The 17,877-nt window shown below is 70.3% G+C and carries 16 protein-coding genes and 1 pseudogene; 9 read left to right on the top strand and 8 right to left on the bottom strand.

Translation table 11 applies throughout. The features are described from left to right. Positions 1-748: 748 nt before the first annotated feature. Positions 749-2,299 (bottom strand): annotated as a pseudogene (locus tag ABKA17_RS32360) (streptophobe family protein); the annotation flags it as partial. A 236-nt stretch (positions 2,300-2,535) separates the two neighbouring features. On the opposite strand from ABKA17_RS32360, the gene ABKA17_RS32355 reads away from it, so the two are divergent. After that, positions 2,536-5,073 (top strand): ABC transporter ATP-binding protein/permease, encoded by a 2,538-nt coding sequence (locus tag ABKA17_RS32355; protein WP_353696300.1) that lies wholly within the window; start codon positions 2,536-2,538, stop codon positions 5,071-5,073. Between the two features lie 83 nt (positions 5,074-5,156). On the opposite strand, the gene ABKA17_RS32350 is transcribed toward ABKA17_RS32355, so the two are convergent. From ABKA17_RS32350 to ABKA17_RS32340, 3 genes are all read right to left on the bottom strand, one after another. Next, positions 5,157-5,888, bottom strand: a complete 732-nt coding sequence (locus ABKA17_RS32350; RefSeq protein ID WP_353695868.1) for a transglycosylase SLT domain-containing protein — start codon at positions 5,886-5,888, stop codon at positions 5,157-5,159. Between the two features lie 313 nt (positions 5,889-6,201). Next, entirely contained in the window at positions 6,202-7,521 is a 1,320-nt protein-coding gene (locus ABKA17_RS32345) for an S-adenosylmethionine:tRNA ribosyltransferase-isomerase (protein WP_353695867.1), read from the bottom strand. Next, positions 7,518-8,216, bottom strand: coding sequence for an SDR family NAD(P)-dependent oxidoreductase (locus ABKA17_RS32340; RefSeq protein WP_353695866.1), 699 nt, complete (start codon positions 8,214-8,216; stop codon positions 7,518-7,520). The genes ABKA17_RS32345 and ABKA17_RS32340 overlap by 4 nt, the downstream gene beginning before the upstream one ends. Before the next feature lie 185 nt (positions 8,217-8,401). Here ABKA17_RS32340 and ABKA17_RS32335 point away from each other — a divergent pair, with 185 nt between their 5' ends. From ABKA17_RS32335 to ABKA17_RS32320, 4 genes are all read left to right on the top strand, one after another. Then, positions 8,402-9,547: a GAF domain-containing sensor histidine kinase gene (locus ABKA17_RS32335; protein WP_353695865.1), complete on the top strand. Its 1,146-nt coding sequence runs from the start codon at positions 8,402-8,404 to the stop codon at positions 9,545-9,547. After that, positions 9,540-10,181, top strand: a complete 642-nt coding sequence (locus ABKA17_RS32330; protein WP_353695864.1) for a response regulator — start codon at positions 9,540-9,542, stop codon at positions 10,179-10,181. Before ABKA17_RS32335 ends, ABKA17_RS32330 begins: the two co-directional genes overlap by 8 nt. Before the next feature lie 156 nt (positions 10,182-10,337). After that, the gene (chpE, locus tag ABKA17_RS32325) at positions 10,338-10,583 is read left to right on the top strand and encodes a chaplin ChpE (RefSeq protein ID WP_353695863.1); all 246 of its coding nucleotides are present in this window, start codon (positions 10,338-10,340) and stop codon (positions 10,581-10,583) included. A gap of 187 nt (positions 10,584-10,770) precedes the next feature. Then, the gene (locus ABKA17_RS32320) at positions 10,771-11,010 is read left to right on the top strand and encodes a chaplin family protein (protein WP_353695862.1); all 240 of its coding nucleotides are present in this window, start codon (positions 10,771-10,773) and stop codon (positions 11,008-11,010) included. Positions 11,011-11,146: 136 nt separating this feature from the next. Here the strand turns inward: ABKA17_RS32320 and ABKA17_RS32315 are convergent, their stop codons facing one another. After that, entirely contained in the window at positions 11,147-11,935 is a 789-nt protein-coding gene (locus ABKA17_RS32315) for an Rv1486c family protein (protein ID WP_353695861.1), read from the bottom strand. Positions 11,936-12,075: 140 nt separating this feature from the next. Here ABKA17_RS32315 and ABKA17_RS32310 point away from each other — a divergent pair, with 140 nt between their 5' ends. The 3 genes from ABKA17_RS32310 (at position 12,076) to ABKA17_RS32300 (ending at position 14,493) form a co-directional block, all read left to right on the top strand. Further along, complete coding sequence (locus tag ABKA17_RS32310) at positions 12,076-12,873, top strand: ABC transporter ATP-binding protein (protein ID WP_353695860.1); 798 nt, start codon at positions 12,076-12,078, stop codon at positions 12,871-12,873. A gap of 102 nt (positions 12,874-12,975) precedes the next feature. Then, positions 12,976-13,410 (top strand): NfeD family protein, encoded by a 435-nt coding sequence (locus ABKA17_RS32305; protein ID WP_353695859.1) that lies wholly within the window; start codon positions 12,976-12,978, stop codon positions 13,408-13,410. 132 nt (positions 13,411-13,542) lie between these two features. Further along, positions 13,543-14,493, top strand: coding sequence for an SPFH domain-containing protein (locus tag ABKA17_RS32300; RefSeq protein WP_353695858.1), 951 nt, complete (start codon positions 13,543-13,545; stop codon positions 14,491-14,493). A 142-nt stretch (positions 14,494-14,635) separates the two neighbouring features. On the opposite strand, the gene ABKA17_RS32295 is transcribed toward ABKA17_RS32300, so the two are convergent. From ABKA17_RS32295 to ABKA17_RS32285, 3 genes are all read right to left on the bottom strand, one after another. Next, entirely contained in the window at positions 14,636-15,142 is a 507-nt protein-coding gene (locus ABKA17_RS32295) for an HNH endonuclease (RefSeq protein ID WP_171146632.1), read from the bottom strand. Positions 15,143-15,297: 155 nt separating this feature from the next. Continuing rightward, on the bottom strand, positions 15,298-15,837 hold the full coding sequence (locus ABKA17_RS32290) for a YbhB/YbcL family Raf kinase inhibitor-like protein (RefSeq protein WP_353695857.1): 540 nt from the start codon (positions 15,835-15,837) through the stop codon (positions 15,298-15,300). Positions 15,838-15,880: 43 nt separating this feature from the next. After that, positions 15,881-16,663: a sporulation protein gene (locus tag ABKA17_RS32285; protein ID WP_353695856.1), complete on the bottom strand. Its 783-nt coding sequence runs from the start codon at positions 16,661-16,663 to the stop codon at positions 15,881-15,883. 180 nt (positions 16,664-16,843) lie between these two features. Between ABKA17_RS32285 and ABKA17_RS32280 the strand changes: the two genes are divergently transcribed. Next, entirely contained in the window at positions 16,844-17,485 is a 642-nt protein-coding gene (locus tag ABKA17_RS32280; protein ID WP_353695855.1) for a DNA-3-methyladenine glycosylase, read from the top strand. The last annotated feature ends 392 nt before the right edge of the window (positions 17,486-17,877 follow it).

Here is a 17,877-nt window from a genome sequence, read left to right as displayed (position 1 = left end):
CAGAACCCCGCGCATCGGACGGCCGCGCGTCTTCCGGTTCCCGCAGCCCGTCCGGCACCCGCAGATACGGATTGGTGTCGGGGTTCGGCGGCCGGTACGGCGCCCCCGGCGCGTAGGGCCCGGACCCGCCCCCCGAGGACCCCGCACCGGCATCCCCGGCGTGCCCGGCACCGGGATCGCGCCGGCGCCCCGCACCCGGGTCGCGCCCAGACCCCACACCGGGATCCCGCCCGCCCGGTGCACCGGGATCGCCCCCGTGCCCCACGCCCGGCGCACCGGAATAACCCGTGCCCGACGCACCGGGCTCGCGCCCACCCGGCGCACCAGGACCGCCCCCGTGCCCTACACCCGGCGCACCGGAATAACCCACGCCCGGCGCCCCAGGATCGCGCCCGCCCGGCGCACCGGAATACCCCCCGCGCGCCCCGCCGGGATAGCCCTCCTGCGCCGCACCGGAGTAACCCTCGCCAGGCCCCCCACGGCCCATGCCTTCGCCAGGCGCCCCACGACCCATGCGTTCGCCCGGAGCCCCCCGACCCGCGCCCTCGCCAGGCGCCCCCCACCCCTCGCCCGCGCGCGGCGCCGAATAAGGCACGGCGGCCCCCGGCGCCCCCGCCTGCGGTACCGCTCGGGAAGGCCCCGCATAGGGTGCCGCTCGGGGAGGCCCCACGTGCGGCACCGATCCGGACTCGCCCGGGTACCGCCCCGGCGCCCCCGGATACGCGCCTGCACCGCCCGCATACAGCGGCTGCCCGCCGCTCGGCTCCTCGGCCACGCCGCTCAGCGCCAGTGGCGCCGCCCGGCTCCCCGCCGCCCCGGTCGCTCGGGCTAGCAGCGCCCCGGTGGCGCCGGCGGCCGCGCCCCACAGGGCACCGAGGAGCAGCGCCATGCCGAGCTGCCCGTGCAGTTCGATGCCGGCGCCGAACGCGTCGAAGCCGAGCACCGACATCGAGGCGTCCACGGACACCTCCGTCAGCCACGCGAGCAGCGGCAGCGCCAACGCCGTGACGATCCCCAGCCGCAGCGCACAGCGCCCGGCGAAACCGAGGGCCCCTGGATCCCGTACGCCCACGGAACCCGCACCGCCCTCGACCCCGTGCCCCGGACCCGGTAGCCCCGTCGGACCCGTGCCAGGGACGCCGGAGGCGCCTTGGACGCCCCGTACGCTCCCCGCCGGATGCGGCACCCCCACCGGCGTTCGCACGGCCGTCAGCACGCCCGCCAGCAGCAGCATCATCGCCGCCGCGACCCCCAGCAGCCACACCCGTCCGTCGAGCTCCGCCAGCCGGGACAGGGACACCGACTGGTCGCGTTCGGAGCTCAGGAGGTCGTCCAGGGGGTGCGGGAGGAAGGCGGTCAGAGGGCCCGTGGCCCGGCCGTCCCAGGGGACGAACAGGCCGATCGGGATGCCGAGCCACGTGCCGTTGGGCGTGCCCAGCAGTGCCGCGCCCGCGATCCGCTTCGGGTGGTCGTCGCCGATCGACGCGTAGGCCGCAGCCGCCAGCCCCGCCGCCACCGCGACCAGCAGGACCGTGACGAGGGCGGACACCGCAGGGCGTACGACCCGGTGCACCGCTTCCCAGCCACGCGGCAGCGGTGTGCGGCGGGAGGCCAGCAGCGCGATCAGCAGGATCCCGGCCGACCAGCCGAGGCCCCCGAGCAGCGTCGGGACCGTGTCCACGGTGAAGCCGACCGCGGCCTTCGCGTCGACCAGGTCGCCGATCTGGTCCGGGAGCAGTCCGCCGATGTCTCCGACATCGCCGAGCCCGGGGATCTCCAGACCCCCGCCGCCGCCCCCGCCGCCGGGCAGGTTGTCGAGGCCCAGCGCGCCGCCGTCGATCGTGATGACGTCGTGACCCGCCCAGGCCAGCCCGCCCAGCGTGGCCACGAAGAGGGCGACCACCGCGCCCGCGCGCGCGAGGAGTTCGGCCGGTGCGACGACAACTCCGGCCGCCCGTAGCGACCGTAGGAAAAACCATGACAAAAGGAGCGCACCGACCAGGCTGACACCGAGTGGCGTGATCTCGATGGCCGTCGCCGCCTGGGCGCCCGTCAGCCCGAACGCGGACACATCGCCGGACGGTGTCACCGAACCACCCGCCCCAAGCGCCACCACAGCCGCGGTCATCGGGCCCAGCGAGGCCGCCGAATCCGCCTCCAGCAGGTGCAGTCCGAGCGCCGCGACGCCCGCCATCCCGATCAACGCCCAGCTCACGGCGGCGATCGCGCAGAGCAGGATGTCTCCCCACGGCAACTTCGCGCCGTGCTTCGTGGTCCCGGTACTCGTCAACGCGCTCATGCAGACCCCCCGATCCGCGGTGCGGCGATCGCCGCGCATGTCCCCCTCGCGTGGATTACCACTCTCCGGGTCGGTTTCAACCCCGTCAACGGAACCGGTCGAAGCGTGTGCGCGTGGTCTTCACAAGGCCCGACTTTCGGTCAGGGGGCCGAGCCTGAAATAGTTCCCGACGATGTTCGACATCCCTAGACTCCCTGTGTTGGGGGTAACTCGGGGGACTACTCATGGGGCATGGAGTGCCGGAACTCGTACTGGAATTGAATGGACGTACCTGGACGCTCGACCCGTCCAGGCCCTACACCCTCGGACGCGATCCGCAGGGTGACATCGTGCTCGACGACGCCAGGGTGTCCTGGCGGCACGCCACGATCAGCTGGAACGGCCGCAGTTGGGCCATCGAGGACCACGGCTCCACGAACGGCACGTTCGTACAGGGCCAGCGGATCCACCAGCTGGAACTCGGCCCCGGCGCGGCGCTGCACCTCGGCAACGCGACCGACGGACCGCGCGTCAGCCTGACCGGCGCCGCGGCCCCGGCCGCGCAGCCACAGCAGCAGCCGTACGCGGCGCAGGGGGCTGGGGGAGGTCAGGCCGCTCCGGCCGCGAACCCCGGCTGGGCCCAGCAGGCCCCGCCGCAGCAGCAGGCGCCGCAGGCCGGCTGGCAGCAGCCGCAGGCGCAGCCCGCTGTCGCCAAGGTGCCGCACCAGCAGGGTCCCGGCGTCGGCGCGGGGGCGCCGCCGGTCTACGGTGACCGCAGCCCGACCACGTTCCACCAGTTCTCGATCGGCCGCGTGATGCGGATCGGTCGTGCCCTGGAGAACGAGCTGGTCGTCTCCGACCTCCAGGTCTCCCGTCACCACGCCGAGTTCCACTCGACGCCCGACGGCCGCATGGAGATCCGCGACCTCGGCTCGCACAACGGCACGTACGTCAACGGCCAGCCGATCGCCAAGGGCGGCTCGATCCTGCTCGGGCCGACGGACATCGTCGGTGTCGGTCACTCGACGTTCCGGATCGTCGGCGACCGGCTCGAGGAGTTCGTCGACACCGGTGAGGTCTCCTTCTCGGCCCGCCATCTGACCGTCACGGTCGACGGCGGCAAGCAGATCCTCAAGGACGTCTCCTTCGGCGTCCCGGAGAAGTCGCTGATCGCGGTCATCGGACCGTCCGGTTCCGGCAAGTCGACCCTGCTCAAGGCGCTGACGGGCTACCGCCCCGCCAACCAGGGCGACGTCCTCTACGACAACCGGAACCTCTACAAGCAGTTCGCCGAACTGCGGCAGCGCATCGGTCTGGTCCCGCAGGACGACATCCTGCACAAGGAGCTGACCGTCAAGAAGGCCCTCAAGTACGCGGCCAAGCTCCGCTTCCCCGCCGACACCACCGGCGCCGAGCGCGAGGCCCGGATCGACGAGGTGCTGCGCGAGCTGAAGCTGGACATCCACAAGGAGAAGAAGGTCACCTCCCTCTCCGGTGGCCAGCGCAAGCGCGTCTCGGTGGCCCTGGAGCTGCTCACCAAGCCGTCCCTGATCTTCCTGGACGAGCCCACCTCGGGCCTCGACCCGGGCATGGACCGCGATGTCATGCAGCTGCTGCGCGGCCTCGCCGACGACGGCCGTACGGTCCTCGTCGTCACCCACTCCGTGGCCGAGCTGGCGATCTGCGACAAGCTCCTGGTGATGGCGCCGGGCGGCGCGGTCGCCTACTTCGGCCCGCCCGAGGAGGCCCTGAACTTCTTCGGCTACGACACCTGGGCCGACGTCTTCTCCGCCTTCGAGAACTACCGCGACTACGACTGGGCCGGACGCTGGAAGGGCTCGCAGCACTACCAGATGTACGCCGCGGACATCGACGCGATCGCGCCGCAGTCCGTACAGATGCCGCCGATGCAGGCGATGCGGCCGCCGAAGCCGCAGGGCTGGATGGGCCAGTTCGTCACGCTGGTGCGCCGCTATGTCTCGGTGATCGTCTCCGACAAGGGCTTCCTGGCCCTGTCGATCATCCTGCCGCTCGTCCTCGGCTCGGTGAGCCTCCTCATCGACCAGGGCAAGGACCTCCTGGTCAACACGGAGATCAACCCGAGCACGGGCAAGCCGGTCGCCAACGGCACGGCCCTCACGGTCCTGCTGATCCTCGCGGTGGGCGCCTGTTTCGCCGGCGCCGCCAACTCCGTCCGTGAGCTGATCAAGGAACGGGTCATCTACGAGCGGGAGCGCGCGACCGGCCTGTCCCGGTCCGCGTACCTGATGTCCAAGGTGTTCGTGCTCGGTGTGATCACCGTGCTCCAGGGCCTGATGGTCGGCGTCATCGGCTTCTCCAGCCGTACGGTCCCCAAGGAGGGCCTGCTCCCCGGCGTCCCGATCCTGCTGGAGCTGTGCATCCCGATCATGGCGCTCGGCTTCACCGCCATGATGTTCGGCCTGATCATCTCGGCCCTGGTGAAGACCGCCGAGAAGACCATGCCGCTGCTGGTCATGTTCGCGATCATCCAGGTCGTCTTCACGGGCTGTCTGTTCCCGCTGGCCAACTCGGTCGGCGTCAACGAGCTCTCGTACCTGATGCCGTCGCGCTGGGCGGTCGGCGCCGCGGGTGCCACGCTCGACTTCAACAACATCAGCCCGCCCGCCAAGGGCGACAGCAACGACCCGCTCTGGGAGAACACCCTTGGCGCCTGGAGCATGGACATGATCGCGCTGATCGTCCTCGGCGTGATCTGCGGCTTCTTCGTGGCCCGCTTCCTGCGCCGCCACGAGCCCGAGGTCATGCGCAAGTAGTCACGTCCGTACGACGCCGAAGGGCGGCACCCCGTCAGGAGGGTGCCGCCCTTCGGCGTACGGCGGCTGAGGTCCGCGCGGCCTCAGTACGCGCCGTTGACGTTGTCGATCGAGCCGTACTTGTCGGCCGCGTAGTTGGCGGCGGCGACGATGTTGGCGACCGGGTCGTACTGGCTGTGGACGGTGCCCGAGACGTGGTACGCGTCGAAGGTCGGCTTGATGATCTGGAGCAGACCGATCGACGGGGTGCCGTTGATGGCGTTGATGTCCCAGTTGTTGATCGCGTTCGGGTTGCCCGAGGACTCCCGGATGATGTTGCGGTACAGCCCGTTGTAGGTACCCGGGATGTTCTTCGCGTCCATGATGTCGAGGGCGTGCTTGATCCAGCCGTCGAGGTTGTTGGCGTAGGTCTTCGGGGCGGCCTTGACCGCGGCACGCTTCGCGGACCGGCTCGCGGCCGCCTTCGCCTTGCGCTCGGCCTCGGCCTTCTTCTTGGCCGCGGCCTCGGCGGCCGCCTTCTTCTTCGCGGCGGCCTCGGCGGCGGCCTGGGCGGCGGCCTTCTTCGCGGCGGTGGCCTCGGCGGCCTGCGACTGGAGGCTCGACTCGGCGAGCTGCTCGGCGACGCCGGAGCGGAGGTCCTTGAACTGCTCGGAGCTGTACGCCACGGAGGACGAGGAAGCGGCCTCGCTGGTGGTCGTGCCCGCGTTGCTGGGAACCGCGGAGAACGCGAGGGCGGCGGCGCCGAGCGCGGCGACACCGGCGACGGCGACCTTGTGGCGCTTGGTCAGCGCGCGACTGTGGCTCTTCTTCGACATGCGGGTGGACCTCTTCGAATAGCGCGGAGGCCGCTCATCGTCCGGCGGGGGACCCGGGTGCTTCCGGCACCGGGCGCTTCGGCACGAACGCCGCGGGCGGAACCCGCGGCGCTGAGCGACGGCTGCCATTCTTAGCGGCCGCAAAAATGTGTGGCAAAGGTGTGACGTACGATCCCGGGTAGTGGATCAGGGAAGGGCAAAACGGGACAGACAGGAAGGTCTGCCCCGCTCACCCCGGGCCGCTTTATCTCCTATCTCCCTTCGTACGTGATCTGCGCCCTATGCGCGGGCTCACATCGACCAGGTATCAGTCTCACCAGCAGTTGCGGGAGCAATGCTCTGCGTGAGGATCCTCCGCCGGGAGGATGAGATGCAGGTCCCCGAACTCGTGCCACAGGTAGAGACCGCGCAGCGCCGCCTCGTAGGCACGGTCGATCGCCGCCCGCCCCGCCACCGCCTCCAGCATCAGCAGATGCGAGGCCTCCGGCTCGTGCAGCCCGGTCAGCAGCCCGTCCACCACCCGCACCCCGCGCTCCGGAGTCACCACGAGGTCCGTCCACCCCTCACGCGCGCGTACGACCCCGTCGGCGCCCGCCGCCGACTCCACGGCCCGCACGGCGGTCGTCCCGACGGCCACCACCCTGCCGTCCCCCGCCCGGACGGCGTTGATCAACCGCGCCGACGCCTCCGACACCGAGAACCGCTCCGGATACGGCGCCTCGCCCACCTCCGCCGACGCCACCCCGGTGTGCAACGAGATCGGCGCGAACTGCACCCCCCGACTCACCAGCTCCGCCACCAACCGCGCGGTGAAGGGCCGAGCGGCACTCGGCATCTCCGCACTGCCGCTCCCGTCGGGGGAGGGCAGCGCGAACACCGTCTGGTAGACGGACAGGGGCTGGTCGCGGTCGGTGTAGGAGTAACGGATGGGGCGCCCGTACTCGCGCAGCATTCCCACGATCCGGGAGTGGGCGGTGGCGTGGGCCCCGGCTCGAGGGCTCGCGTGGGAGACGGCTCGGGTTGTGTCGGCTGCCCGGCCCGCGCCTCCCGGGCTGGGCTCGGTGCTCCCGGGCCCCGGGCTGCTCAGGGCGTCGGCGCCCGTGGCCGCCGGACGCGCGAGTCCCGCGTCGCCCCCGGCCTCCGTCGGTCCTGGCGCGCCGTTCCTGTCCCCGGCGCCCGCCGCAACCTCACCGGTCCCGGCTCCCTGCACCCGCGCCCACCACAGCCGCGCGCTCCCAGCGCTCAGCGGTTCCTCCAGCCGCAGGCGCACGCCCCCGGGCAGTCGTACTTCCGTGCCCGCGGGGCCACCGGCACGCGCGCGTGTGGTGCCCCGTTCGTCGGGGTCCCGTAGCTCGACCGCCCAGCGACCGTCGTCCCCGCGCGTGGAGAAGTGCACCACCACGCGCGTGTGCCCGACGTGCCCGTCCACGGCGGCCGGCAGCGTCGGAGACGTGTTGACGACGAGGAGGTCCCCGGCCCGCAGCAGCCGCGGCAGCTCCGCGAACGCGTGGTGCGAGACCTCGCTACCGCACGACACCAGCAGCCGTACGGCGTCCCGGTCGAGCCCGGGCCCGCGCTGCTCGGCCGGGACACGGGCCGACAGCTCCGCCGGGACCCGCACGGTCACGCTCACCGTGCCTCCACCAACGCGGCGGCCGTGTACCGCCCGCTGGCCGGCCTCCTGTCGAGCAGTCGCAGGAAGGCGGGGGCGATGTCCGCCGGCGTCGGCGTCCCCGACAGATCCTCGTCGGGCTCGGCGGCGGCCAGCATGTCCGTCCGCATCCCACCCGGGTCGACCCACCAGACCCGCAACTGCGGCTCCTCCACCGCCAGCACCGCCGACAACTGGTCCAGGGCCGCCTTCGTCGCCCCGTACGCGCCCCATGTCCGGTACGCCTCCGCGGCCGCGTCCGAACTCACGTTGACCACCGCACCGGCCCGCGCGGCACGCAACTGGGGCAGTGCCTCCTGGACGAGCCCCAGCGGCGCCACCACGTTGACCTCCAGGGCGGCCCGGAAGGCGTCCAGCGCGTGCCGGTCGAGCGGTACGAGCGGCTCGGAGCCCAGGACGCCCGCGTTGTTCACCAGGAGATCGACGCCGCCCAGCTTCCCCGCGGCCGCGACCAGCTCGACCCGGTGCCCGGCATCCGTGACGTCCCCCGGCAGCGCCGTCACGCGCGTGCCGTACTTCTCCAGCCCCTCCGCCGCCTCGCGGAGCCCCTCCGCACCTCTGGCGTCGAGCACCAGATCCCAGCCCCGCGCGGCCAGCGCCTCGGCGAGCGCCCGCCCCAGACCCTTCGAGGCCCCCGTGATGATCGCTACCGGCATGACTACGTCCCCTCGTTCCGAGCGCCTGTCGATCGGCGTGCCCTCAACGTAGGAACCGGCCGACGGGTAAGGCGTCGGACGCAGGTCGCGAGCAGGCGGGGCCCTTCGCCCTAGTCCCACCGGCCTAGGCGGCCGCCGCCACAGGTCCGATACGGACTGTCACACCCCGCCGGTACCGTGAGGGCATGAGTCAAGGACCCAGGTCAGGCCTCGCGGCGGTGAGCTCCGCGCTGCTGGCCATGAGCAGGCACCTGGAGGTGCGCGACGTCCTCAAGACGATCGTCGCCTCGGCCCGCGAGCTGCTCGACGCGCAGTACGCGGCGCTCGGCGTCCCGGACGACCACGGCGGCTTCGCCCAGTTCGTGGTCGACGGCGTCAGCGACCAGCAGTGGAAGGCCATCGGCCCGCTCCCGCGCCAGCACGGCATCCTTGCCGCGATGCTCCAGGAGGCCAAGGCCGAGCGCCTGGCCGACGTACGCAAGGACCCTCGCTTCGAGGGCTGGCCGCCCGCCCACCCCGACATGTCCGACTTCCTGGGCCTGCCCATCCGCGACGGCGACGAGGTCATCGGCGCCCTCTTCCTGGCCAACAAGAACTGCCCCAAGCCCGACGGCAGCTGCGGCTTCACCGAGGAGGACGAGGAACTGCTCGCCATCCTCGCCCAGCACGCCGCCATCGCCCTGACCAACGCCCGCCTCTACGAGCGCAGCCGCGAACTGACGATTGCCGAGGAGCGCTCCCGGCTGGCCCACGAACTGCACGACGCGGTCGCCCAGAAGCTGTTCTCCCTGCGCCTGACGGCCCAGGCCGCCGCCGCCCTCGTCGACCGCGACCCCTCACGCGCCAAGGGCGAGCTCCAGCAGGTCGCCGCGCTCGCCGCCGAGGCCGCCGACGAACTGCGCGCCGCCGTCGTGGAGCTGCGCCCCGCGGCCCTCGACGAGGACGGCCTCGTCGCCACCCTCCGCACCCAGATCCAGGTCCTCGACCGCGCCCACACCGCGCGCGTGAGCTTCGGCAGCTGCGGCGTACGCGCCCTGCCGGCCTCCCAGGAGGAGGCCCTCCTGCGCGTCGCCCAGGAGGCCCTGCACAACGCCCTGCGGCACTCCGGCGCCGAGCACGTCGACGTGACCTTGTCCCGGCGGGGGAGCGGAGCCGTCCTGCGGGTCACCGACGACGGCAGCGGCTTCGACCCGCACCAGACCCGCCGCGCGGGACGCCACCTCGGACTGGTCTCCATGCGCGACCGGGCGAGCGGGGTCGGCGGCGGACTGACGGTGGATTCGGCGCCCGGCACGGGCACCACGATCGAGATGGAGGTCCCTGGTGGCTGACGCAATCAAGGTGCTGCTCGTCGACGACCACCAGGTGGTCCGTCGCGGCCTGCGCACCTTCCTCGAGGTACAGGACGACATCGAGGTCGTCGGCGAGGCGTCCGACGGCGCCGAGGGAGTCGCGCGCGCCGAGGAACTCAAGCCCGACGTCGTCCTCATGGACGTCAAGATGCCGGGCATGGACGGCGTCGACGCGCTGCGCAAGCTCCGCGAGCTGAACAACCCCGCGCGCGTGCTGATCGTCACCAGCTTCACCGAACAGCGCACGGTGGTCCCGGCGCTGCGCGCGGGCGCCGCCGGGTACGTCTACAAGGACATCGACCCCGACGCGCTCGCCGGTGCCATCCGCTCCGTCCACGCGGGGCACATCCTGCTCCAGCCCGAGGTCGCGGGCGCCCTGCTGTCCCAGGAGGAGGCCAACAACGGCCAGGGCAGGGCGGGTTCGCTCACCGAGCGGGAGCGGGAGGTGCTCGGCCTGATAGCCGACGGCCGCTCGAACCGCGAGATCGCACGTGCCCTCGTCCTCTCGGAGAAGACCGTCAAGACCCACGTCTCGAACATCCTGATGAAACTCGACCTGGCGGACCGGACACAGGCGGCTCTATGGGCGGTACGTCACGGAGTGACCGGTTGATCCATGGGGTGCACGGCAATACGGAGGGTTCCGCTCCGGACTGAGATTCATACCGTCGTGGGAATGTCCCCCGGATGGCGCATCCTTCGTGGATCTCCACCGTTCTCCATGGCGTGCTGCGGCGACTGCCGCGGCAATCGCTAGGAGGGCTCAGAAGTGAAGAAGCTGAAGAAGGTAGCGGCCGTGACGATGGTGGCCGGTGGGCTGGTCGCCGCCGGTGCGGGCATGGCCTCCGCCACCGACGGCTCGCACGCCGACGGCCAGGCCGTGGGCTCGCCCGGCGTCGTCTCGGGCAACCTCATCCAGGCCCCGGTCCACGTCCCGGTGAACGCGGTCGGCAACAGCGTCAACGTCATCGGCGTGCTGAACCCGGCGTTCGGCAACCTGGGCGTCAACCGCTGACCTCCGCCCCGGAGCAGCAGTGACCTCCGGCCCCCCAGGTCCTCCTGGGGGGCCGGTCCGTTTGTCGTCCCAATGATCCGAACGGGCAGTTGCACCCGACTTTCCGTGCCGTGCGTGCCCGCTCCCGCGTTGACCAGGCACGACCCGCGGCCGGGTCGGACACGTAACCGCAGGAGGAACGCTTCTCATGAACATCGCCAAGAAGGCCGCCGTGGCCCTCACCGTCGCCGGTATCGCCACGGGCGCGGCCGCCGGTGCCGCTGTCGCCGACGCGGGTGCCGACGGCACGGCCGTGAAGTCGCCGGGCGTCGGCTCGGGCAACCTGGTCCAGGTTCCGGTCCACGTCCCCGTCAACGTCGTCGGCAACGCTGTCGACGTCATCGGCCTGCTCAACCCCGCCTTCGGCAACGAGGGCACCAACGACTGACGTCGGTCCCGACCGACGAAGGGCCCCACCAGTCAAGGGCGACTGGCGGGGCCCTTTCGCGCAGTTCCCCGCGCCCCTCAGGTGGATCGGCGCAGCCCGCGATCATCCGTTGCCCCGCCCGCACCGCACGCCACTCTCACCGCACCCCGCGCTCCCGCTCCTCCACATACGCGTTGTACGCGGCGACCTGCGCCCGCCGGGCCACCCGCTCCACCGGCCGCAGCGCCTGGGAACGCGCCGCCATCTCACCGGCGGTGACCGCACCCCCGGGCGCGTTCTCCACGGCCACGGAGACCAGCAACCCCACTCGCTGGGCAAGCTCCAGCACCCGCACCGCCCGCGACGGATACCCCGGCGCCAACGCCTCACGCCCCCGCTCCGCCCGAGCCCGGTACGCGTCGATCGCCGCCTCGGCGATAGGCCCAGACCCGGCCACGTCGAGCCGCGTCAGAACCTCCGTGGCCTCCCGCAACGCCTCCGCGAGCTCCCGCTCCGCCTCACCCAGCGACGGCACATCGGCCGGCGGAGCCTCCCGCACCGGCAGCACATGCCACACCACCTCGACATGCACATCACCGGCCGGCCCGGCCTCGGACACCTCCGGCACCAGCCCGAGCGCGGCGCCATGGCAGATCACCGCCTCCTCGGCCTCCAACGCCCGCGCGTTGAACTCCGGCGGCCCGCTCAGCCCCAGCGGATGCCCCGGCGCGGGCAGGGCCACCCGCAGGCCGACGACCCCGAGGGCCCGCAGACGCCCGAGCGCGAGCGTGAGTCCGACGGGCGCCGACTCGCCCGGCAGCCCCTCCACCCGATGCACGGCGTCCTCGCCCACGATCGCGAGCACGGCGTCGTCAGGCGAGACAAGTCCGGCAAGAAGGCCATTTCCCCAAGCAGCAAGACGTCCAGAGCGTGGTTCCGAAAGCATCCCTCCACCCTAAGGACCGGACCGATGGAATGGACCGGCCGACCGGTGGCGTAGATTTCGTCGAGGGCTGTGCCCAAACGCGCACGCGAGAAGCCGAGACGCCGAGACCCGGTCAGACTGCAAGGGGAGACAACACGCTCATGAGCGACGTTCTGGAGCTTGAGGACGTATCCGTGGTCCGTGAGGGCCGGGCTCTGGTGGACCAGGTCTCCTGGTCGGTCAAGGAGGGCGAGCGCTGGGTCATCCTCGGCCCCAACGGCGCCGGCAAGACCACCCTCCTGAACGTCGCCTCCAGCTACGTCTACCCCAGCAAGGGCACGGCGACGATCCTCGGCGAGACCCTCGGCAAGCCCGGCACCGACGTCTTCGAACTGCGCCCGCGCATCGGCATGGCCGGCATCGCCATGTCCGACAAGCTCCCCAAGCGCCAGACCGTCCTGGAGACCGTGCTGACGGCCGCGTACGGCATGACGGCCACCTGGCAGGAGGACTACGACGAGGTCGACGAGCGACGCGCCCGCGCCTTCCTCGACCGGCTCGGCATGAGCGACTACCTGGAGCGCAAGTTCGGCACGCTCTCCGAGGGCGAGCGCAAGCGCACCCTCATCGCCCGCGCGCTGATGACCGACCCCGAGCTCCTCCTCCTCGACGAGCCCGCCGCCGGCCTCGACCTCGGCGGCCGCGAGGACCTCGTACGCCGCCTCGGCCGGCTCGCCCGCGACCCGATCGCCCCCTCGATGCTGATGGTCACCCACCACGTCGAGGAGATCGCCCCCGGCTTCACCCACGTCCTCATGATCCGCCAGGGCCAGGTCCTCGCCGCGGGCCCGCTGGAGCTCGAACTCACCTCCCGCAACCTCTCCCTCTGCTTCGGCCTCCCGCTCGTCGTCGAGCAGGTCGGCGAGCGCTGGACGGCACAGGGTCTGCCGCTGTCCTGACCCCTTCTCGCCATCGCCGCAAGGGAGTTCACGGGTAAGAACCCCGTGCAGACCCGAACTGCGCCCTGTCCGCGGTGGGACCTGCGGAACTACCATGACCATGTGAACGACATCGACGCATGGGTGTGGTGGCTCATCGGCGCGGCAGGGCTCGGCATCCCGCTGGTGATCACGGCCATGCCGGAGTTCGGAATGCTCGCCGTGGGCGCCGTGGCGGCCGCGATCATGGCCGGACTCGGCTTCGACATGGTCGTCCAGGTCCTCGTCTTCGCCGCCGTCTCGGTCGCCCTCATCGCGGTCGTACGACCCGTCGCGGCGAGGCATCGCTCGCAGCGACCCCAACTCGCCACGGGAATCGAGGCGTTGAAGGGCAGGCAAGCCGTGGTCACCGAGCGCGTCGACGGCGCCGGCGGTGGCCGTATCAAGCTCGCCGGAGAGGTCTGGTCGGCCCGCGCCCTCGACACCGGCCGTGCCTACGAAGTAGGTCAGGAAGTGGACGTCGTGGACATCGAGGGGGCCACGGCGATCATCATGTGACCTCGCACGATGCAAGTGGTGTGAACACCCCACGAGGCACACGACGGTCTGTCAGACTCGACCAGCAAGATCTTCAACAACCATAAGATCTTCCGAAAGCGCCGAGGCGGAGAGAGGTACGGGGAAGCGACGATGGAACCGGTCATCATCGTTTTGATCATTCTGGTGGTGTTGGTCTTCATCGCCCTGATCAAGACCATCCAAGTCATCCCGCAGGCCAGCGCGGCCATCGTCGAGCGCTTCGGCCGCTACACGCGGACCCTCAACGCGGGCCTCAACATCGTCGTCCCGTTCATAGACACCATCCGCAACCGCATCGACCTGCGTGAACAGGTCGTCCCGTTCCCGCCGCAGCCGGTGATCACCCAGGACAACCTGGTCGTCAACATCGACACGGTCATCTACTACCAGGTGACTGACGCGCGGGCCGCGACCTACGAGGTCGCCAGCTACATCCAGGCCATCGAGCAGCTCACCGTCACCACGCTCCGCAACATCATCGGTGGCATGGACCTGGAACGCACCCTGACCTCCCGCGAGGAGATCAACGCGGCCCTGCGCGGCGTCCTCGACGAGGCCACCGGCAAGTGGGGCATCCGCGTCAACCGCGTCGAGCTCAAGGCGATCGAACCGCCCACCTCCATCCAGGACTCGATGGAGAAGCAGATGCGCGCCGACCGTGACAAGCGCGCCGCGATCCTCACGGCGGAAGGTACGCGCCAGGCCGCCATCCTCACCGCGGAGGGCGAGAAGCAGTCCCAGATCCTGCGCGCGGAGGGCGAGGCCAAGGCGGCAGCGCTACGAGCAGAGGGTGAAGCCCAGGCGGTTCGCACGGTCTTCGAAGCCATCCACGCCGGCGACCCCGACCAGAAGCTCCTCTCCTACCAGTACCTCCAGATGCTCCCCAAGATCGCCGAGGGCGACGCCAACAAGCTCTGGATCGTCCCCAGCGAAATCGGCGACGCCCTCAAGGGCCTCTCCGGCGCGATGGGCAACTTCGGCCCCTTCGGCGGCGGTTCGGGCGGCGGAGGCCAACAGGACAACGGCGGCTCCGAACGCCGAGAGAAGCCGTCGATCGACTGACGCGGAAGTCGTTGTACGACAAGGGGGGCCGCCTTCTTGAGACGGCGGCCCCCATAGGCACCTCAGGGGCGCGGGGAACTGCGCGACAAGCCACAACGAACCCGCACCCGCAACCGAACCGATCCCGGCAGACGCTCAAGCGCTACGCGGCGTCCCGAGCCAACCAGTCAGGCAGCGCCTGAAACTCCTCGGTCCCCAGCGACAGCAACATCGCATCCGCAGGACTCGGCTCGAACGGCGCCCGCAGCAACGGCATACCCGCCTGCTCCGGAGTCCGGTCGGCCTTACGGTGATTGTCCTCCGCGCAGGAAGCCACCGTGTTCAGCCAGGAGTCCTGACCACCCTGCGCCCGCGGCACCACGTGGTCCACAGTCGTCGCCCTACGGCCGCAGTACGCGCACCTGTGCCGGTCCCTGACCAGCACGCCCCGCCTGGACCACGGCGCTTGTCTTCGGAACGGCACCCGCACATACCTGCACAGCCTGATCACCCGGGGCGCCGGTATGTCTACCGCCGCTCCGCGCATACGCAGTTCGGGGTGGGACTGCTCGACGACGGCCTTGTCCTGGAGCACCAGGACGACGGCTCGGTTCAACGTCACCGTCGACAGCGGCTCGAAGCTCGCGTTCAGTACCAGCGTGTCCCGCATGACCAGCCCACCTCCCGTGCGCACCCGCCCACCGCTTGGCGGGCTGGGATCAACTCTGGCCGGGCACGCCGAGATGGACAACGAAATAAAAGTGCCCGCCCCTGATCACTTCCAAGACCAGGGGCGGGCAAACGTTCCGTGAACGTCGGGCTTGTTCAGCTCTCCGCGGGGTTCTCGTACTCACCGATCAGCTGGGCACGCGCGATCGCCTTGAACCGCAGGTTGAAACCCACGACGGCGGGAGAGGCGTCGGAATCCACCCCGAGTTCCTCCTGGTTCACCGCGTACACCGTGAAGACGTACCGGTGCGGGCCGTCCCCGGGCGGCGGCGCGGCGCCACCGAAGTCCTTCGACCCGTAGTCGTTGCGGACCTGTACGGCACCTTCCGGCAGCCCCTCGAACTTGCCGCTGCCCGCGCCCGCCGGCAGCTCGGTCACCGAGGCCGGGATGTCGAACACGGTCCAGTGCCAGAACCCGCTGCCCGTCGGGGCGTCGGGGTCGTAGCAGGTCACGGCGAAGCTCTTGGTCTCGGGCGGGAAGCCCTCCCACCGCAGCTGCGGTGAGGTGTTGCCAGCTGCGTAAACCTGAGCGTCCTTGAGGGTCGCACCCTCCTCGACGTCCTCGCTCGTCACCGTGAACGACGGCACGGGCGGATGGAAGTCATGGGGGAGCGGCCGCCTCTTGAGCTCGGTCACCTCGGTACCTCCTGATCGGTTGCTGGAATCAGCAGTTCCGAGCCTAGAACCAGTTGCGCTTGCTGCCGACCTCGGAGAGCCACTGGTTGAGGTACGCGGCCCAGTCCGTGCCCTGGTAGTCGTGCAGACCCACCTGGAACGAACGGAAGGTGTCACTGCCCTCGCTGAACAGCCCCGGCTTCTTGTCCATCTCGAGCACCACGTCCATGGTGTTCTGATCGGCCACGAAGCTCAGCTCGACCTGGTTGATGCCGCGGTACTGCTGCGGCGGGAAGAACTCGATCTCCTGGTAGAACGGCAGCTTCTGCCGCGTACCGCGGATGTGACCGCGCTCCATGTCCGCGTTCTTGAACCGGAAGCCCAGCTGCAGGAAAGCGTCCAGGATCGCCTTCTGCGCGGGCAGCGGGTGCACGTTGATCGGGTCCAGGTCACCGGAGTCCACGGCACGCGCGATCTCCAGCTCCGTGGTCACACCGATGTGCATCCCGCGCAGCGACTGACCGTCGATCGTGGTGATCGGCGTCTCCCACGGGATCTCCAGCCCGAACGGCACCGCGTGCACGGTCCCGGCCTGCAGCTCGAAGGCACCGCCGAGCCGGACCTTCGTGAACTCGATGTCCTGCTTGTACTCCTGGTCGCCGCTCTCGACCTCGACCTTGGCCTGGAGACCGACCGACAGCCCCTCGATCTGCTGGTTGACGGACCCACCCTGGATCCGCACCTCACCCTGGACGACACCACCCGGAACGACGTTGACCTCGGTCAGCACCGTCTCGACCGAAGCCCCGCCGGCCCCCAGGCTCGCGAGCAGCTTCTTGAACGCCATGTCTCTCCCTTTACATCGCTTACGTCGTCCTGCGACTTGCTTCGAGTACGAGTTGCGCGTGGATCCTTGATCCATACAAACGCGATCCGGCCGTGGCCGGTTCCGCGCCTTCACCCTTGCAAGGAGAAGGCCCGCTGACCACCCCGTCGCAGCCACCCGTCTGCACTACCCTCGGACGGCATGATCGCGACCCCCGACCGTACGCCCCTCACCCGCGACTTCTTCGACCGCCCCGTACTGGAAGTCGCCCCCGACCTCCTGGGCCGCATCCTCGTACGCACCACCCCGGACGGTCCGATCGCCCTCCGCCTCACAGAGGTGGAGGCCTACGACGGTCAGCACGACCCCGGCTCCCACGCCTATCGCGGTCGCACGGCCCGCAACGGCGTGATGTTCGGTCCGCCCGGCCATGTGTACGTCTACTTCACCTACGGCATGTGGCACTGCATGAACCTGGTGTGCGGTCCGGAAGGCACGGCGAGCGCCGTCCTGCTCCGCGCCGGCGAGATCGTCGAGGGGGCCGAGCTCGCACGTAAACGTCGACTCTCGGCCCGAAATGACAAGGAACTGGCCAAAGGGCCGGCCCGCCTGGCCACAGCCCTGGACGTGGCCCGCTCCCTGGACGGCACAGACGCCTGTACCCCCGGCGACAGCCCGTTCCAGGTCCTCACCGGCACCCCGATCGCCTCCGACCAGGTACGCAACGGCCCCCGCACCGGAGTGTCCGGCGACGGAGGCGTCCACCCGTGGCGCTTCTGGGTCGCCAACGACCCGACGGTGAGTCCTTATCGGGCCCATACGCCGAGGCGTCGCTCAAGTTGACGCGCCCTTGCGGGATGCGTAACGTAGCCCGAGCCGCTTGAACCGGGTACTGCGATCGTCAGCAGCCGGAGGCGGCCAAACCACTACCTACGACATCCTCTCAGCGAGGGTGAATTCGGTATGCCCGCATGCCTGAATTCGAACTCGCGGAACTCGATTATGAGTTGAGCGGGGGGATGGGCTAACGTAGTGAATGTCGAAAGGCCGACAGGCGAAAGCCCCGAAGCCCAAGGCGAATCCCGCCGACAGGGAATCGGATCAGAAAATGATCTGATAGAGTCGGAAACGCAAGACCGAAGGGAAAAGCCCGGAGGAAAGCCCGAGAGGGTGAGTACAAAGGAAGCGTCCGTTCCTTGAGAACTCAACAGCGTGCCAAAAATCAACGCCAGATT

The sequence above is a fragment of the Streptomyces sp. RG80 genome (assembly GCF_040446465.1).
Taxonomy (GTDB): domain Bacteria; phylum Actinomycetota; class Actinomycetes; order Streptomycetales; family Streptomycetaceae; genus Streptomyces.
This window is presented reverse-complemented; position numbering and strand designations above follow the sequence as displayed.

Coding starts and splice junctions, on each gene's coding strand:
- ABKA17_RS32350 (WP_353695868.1), bottom strand. CDS start 5,888: ATGTCGAAGAAGAGCCACAGTCGCGCGCTGACCAAGCGCCACAAGGTC.
- ABKA17_RS32340 (WP_353695866.1), bottom strand. CDS start 8,216: ATGCCGGTAGCGATCATCACGGGGGCCTCGAAGGGTCTGGGGCGGGCG.
- ABKA17_RS32335 (WP_353695865.1), top strand. CDS start 8,402: ATGAGTCAAGGACCCAGGTCAGGCCTCGCGGCGGTGAGCTCCGCGCTG.
- ABKA17_RS32320 (WP_353695862.1), top strand. CDS start 10,771: ATGAACATCGCCAAGAAGGCCGCCGTGGCCCTCACCGTCGCCGGTATC.
- ABKA17_RS32315 (WP_353695861.1), bottom strand. CDS start 11,935: ATGCTTTCGGAACCACGCTCTGGACGTCTTGCTGCTTGGGGAAATGGC.
- ABKA17_RS32310 (WP_353695860.1), top strand. CDS start 12,076: ATGAGCGACGTTCTGGAGCTTGAGGACGTATCCGTGGTCCGTGAGGGC.
- ABKA17_RS32300 (WP_353695858.1), top strand. CDS start 13,543: ATGGAACCGGTCATCATCGTTTTGATCATTCTGGTGGTGTTGGTCTTC.
- ABKA17_RS32295 (WP_171146632.1), bottom strand. CDS start 15,142: ATGCGGGACACGCTGGTACTGAACGCGAGCTTCGAGCCGCTGTCGACG.
- ABKA17_RS32285 (WP_353695856.1), bottom strand. CDS start 16,663: ATGGCGTTCAAGAAGCTGCTCGCGAGCCTGGGGGCCGGCGGGGCTTCG.
- ABKA17_RS32280 (WP_353695855.1), top strand. CDS start 16,844: ATGATCGCGACCCCCGACCGTACGCCCCTCACCCGCGACTTCTTCGAC.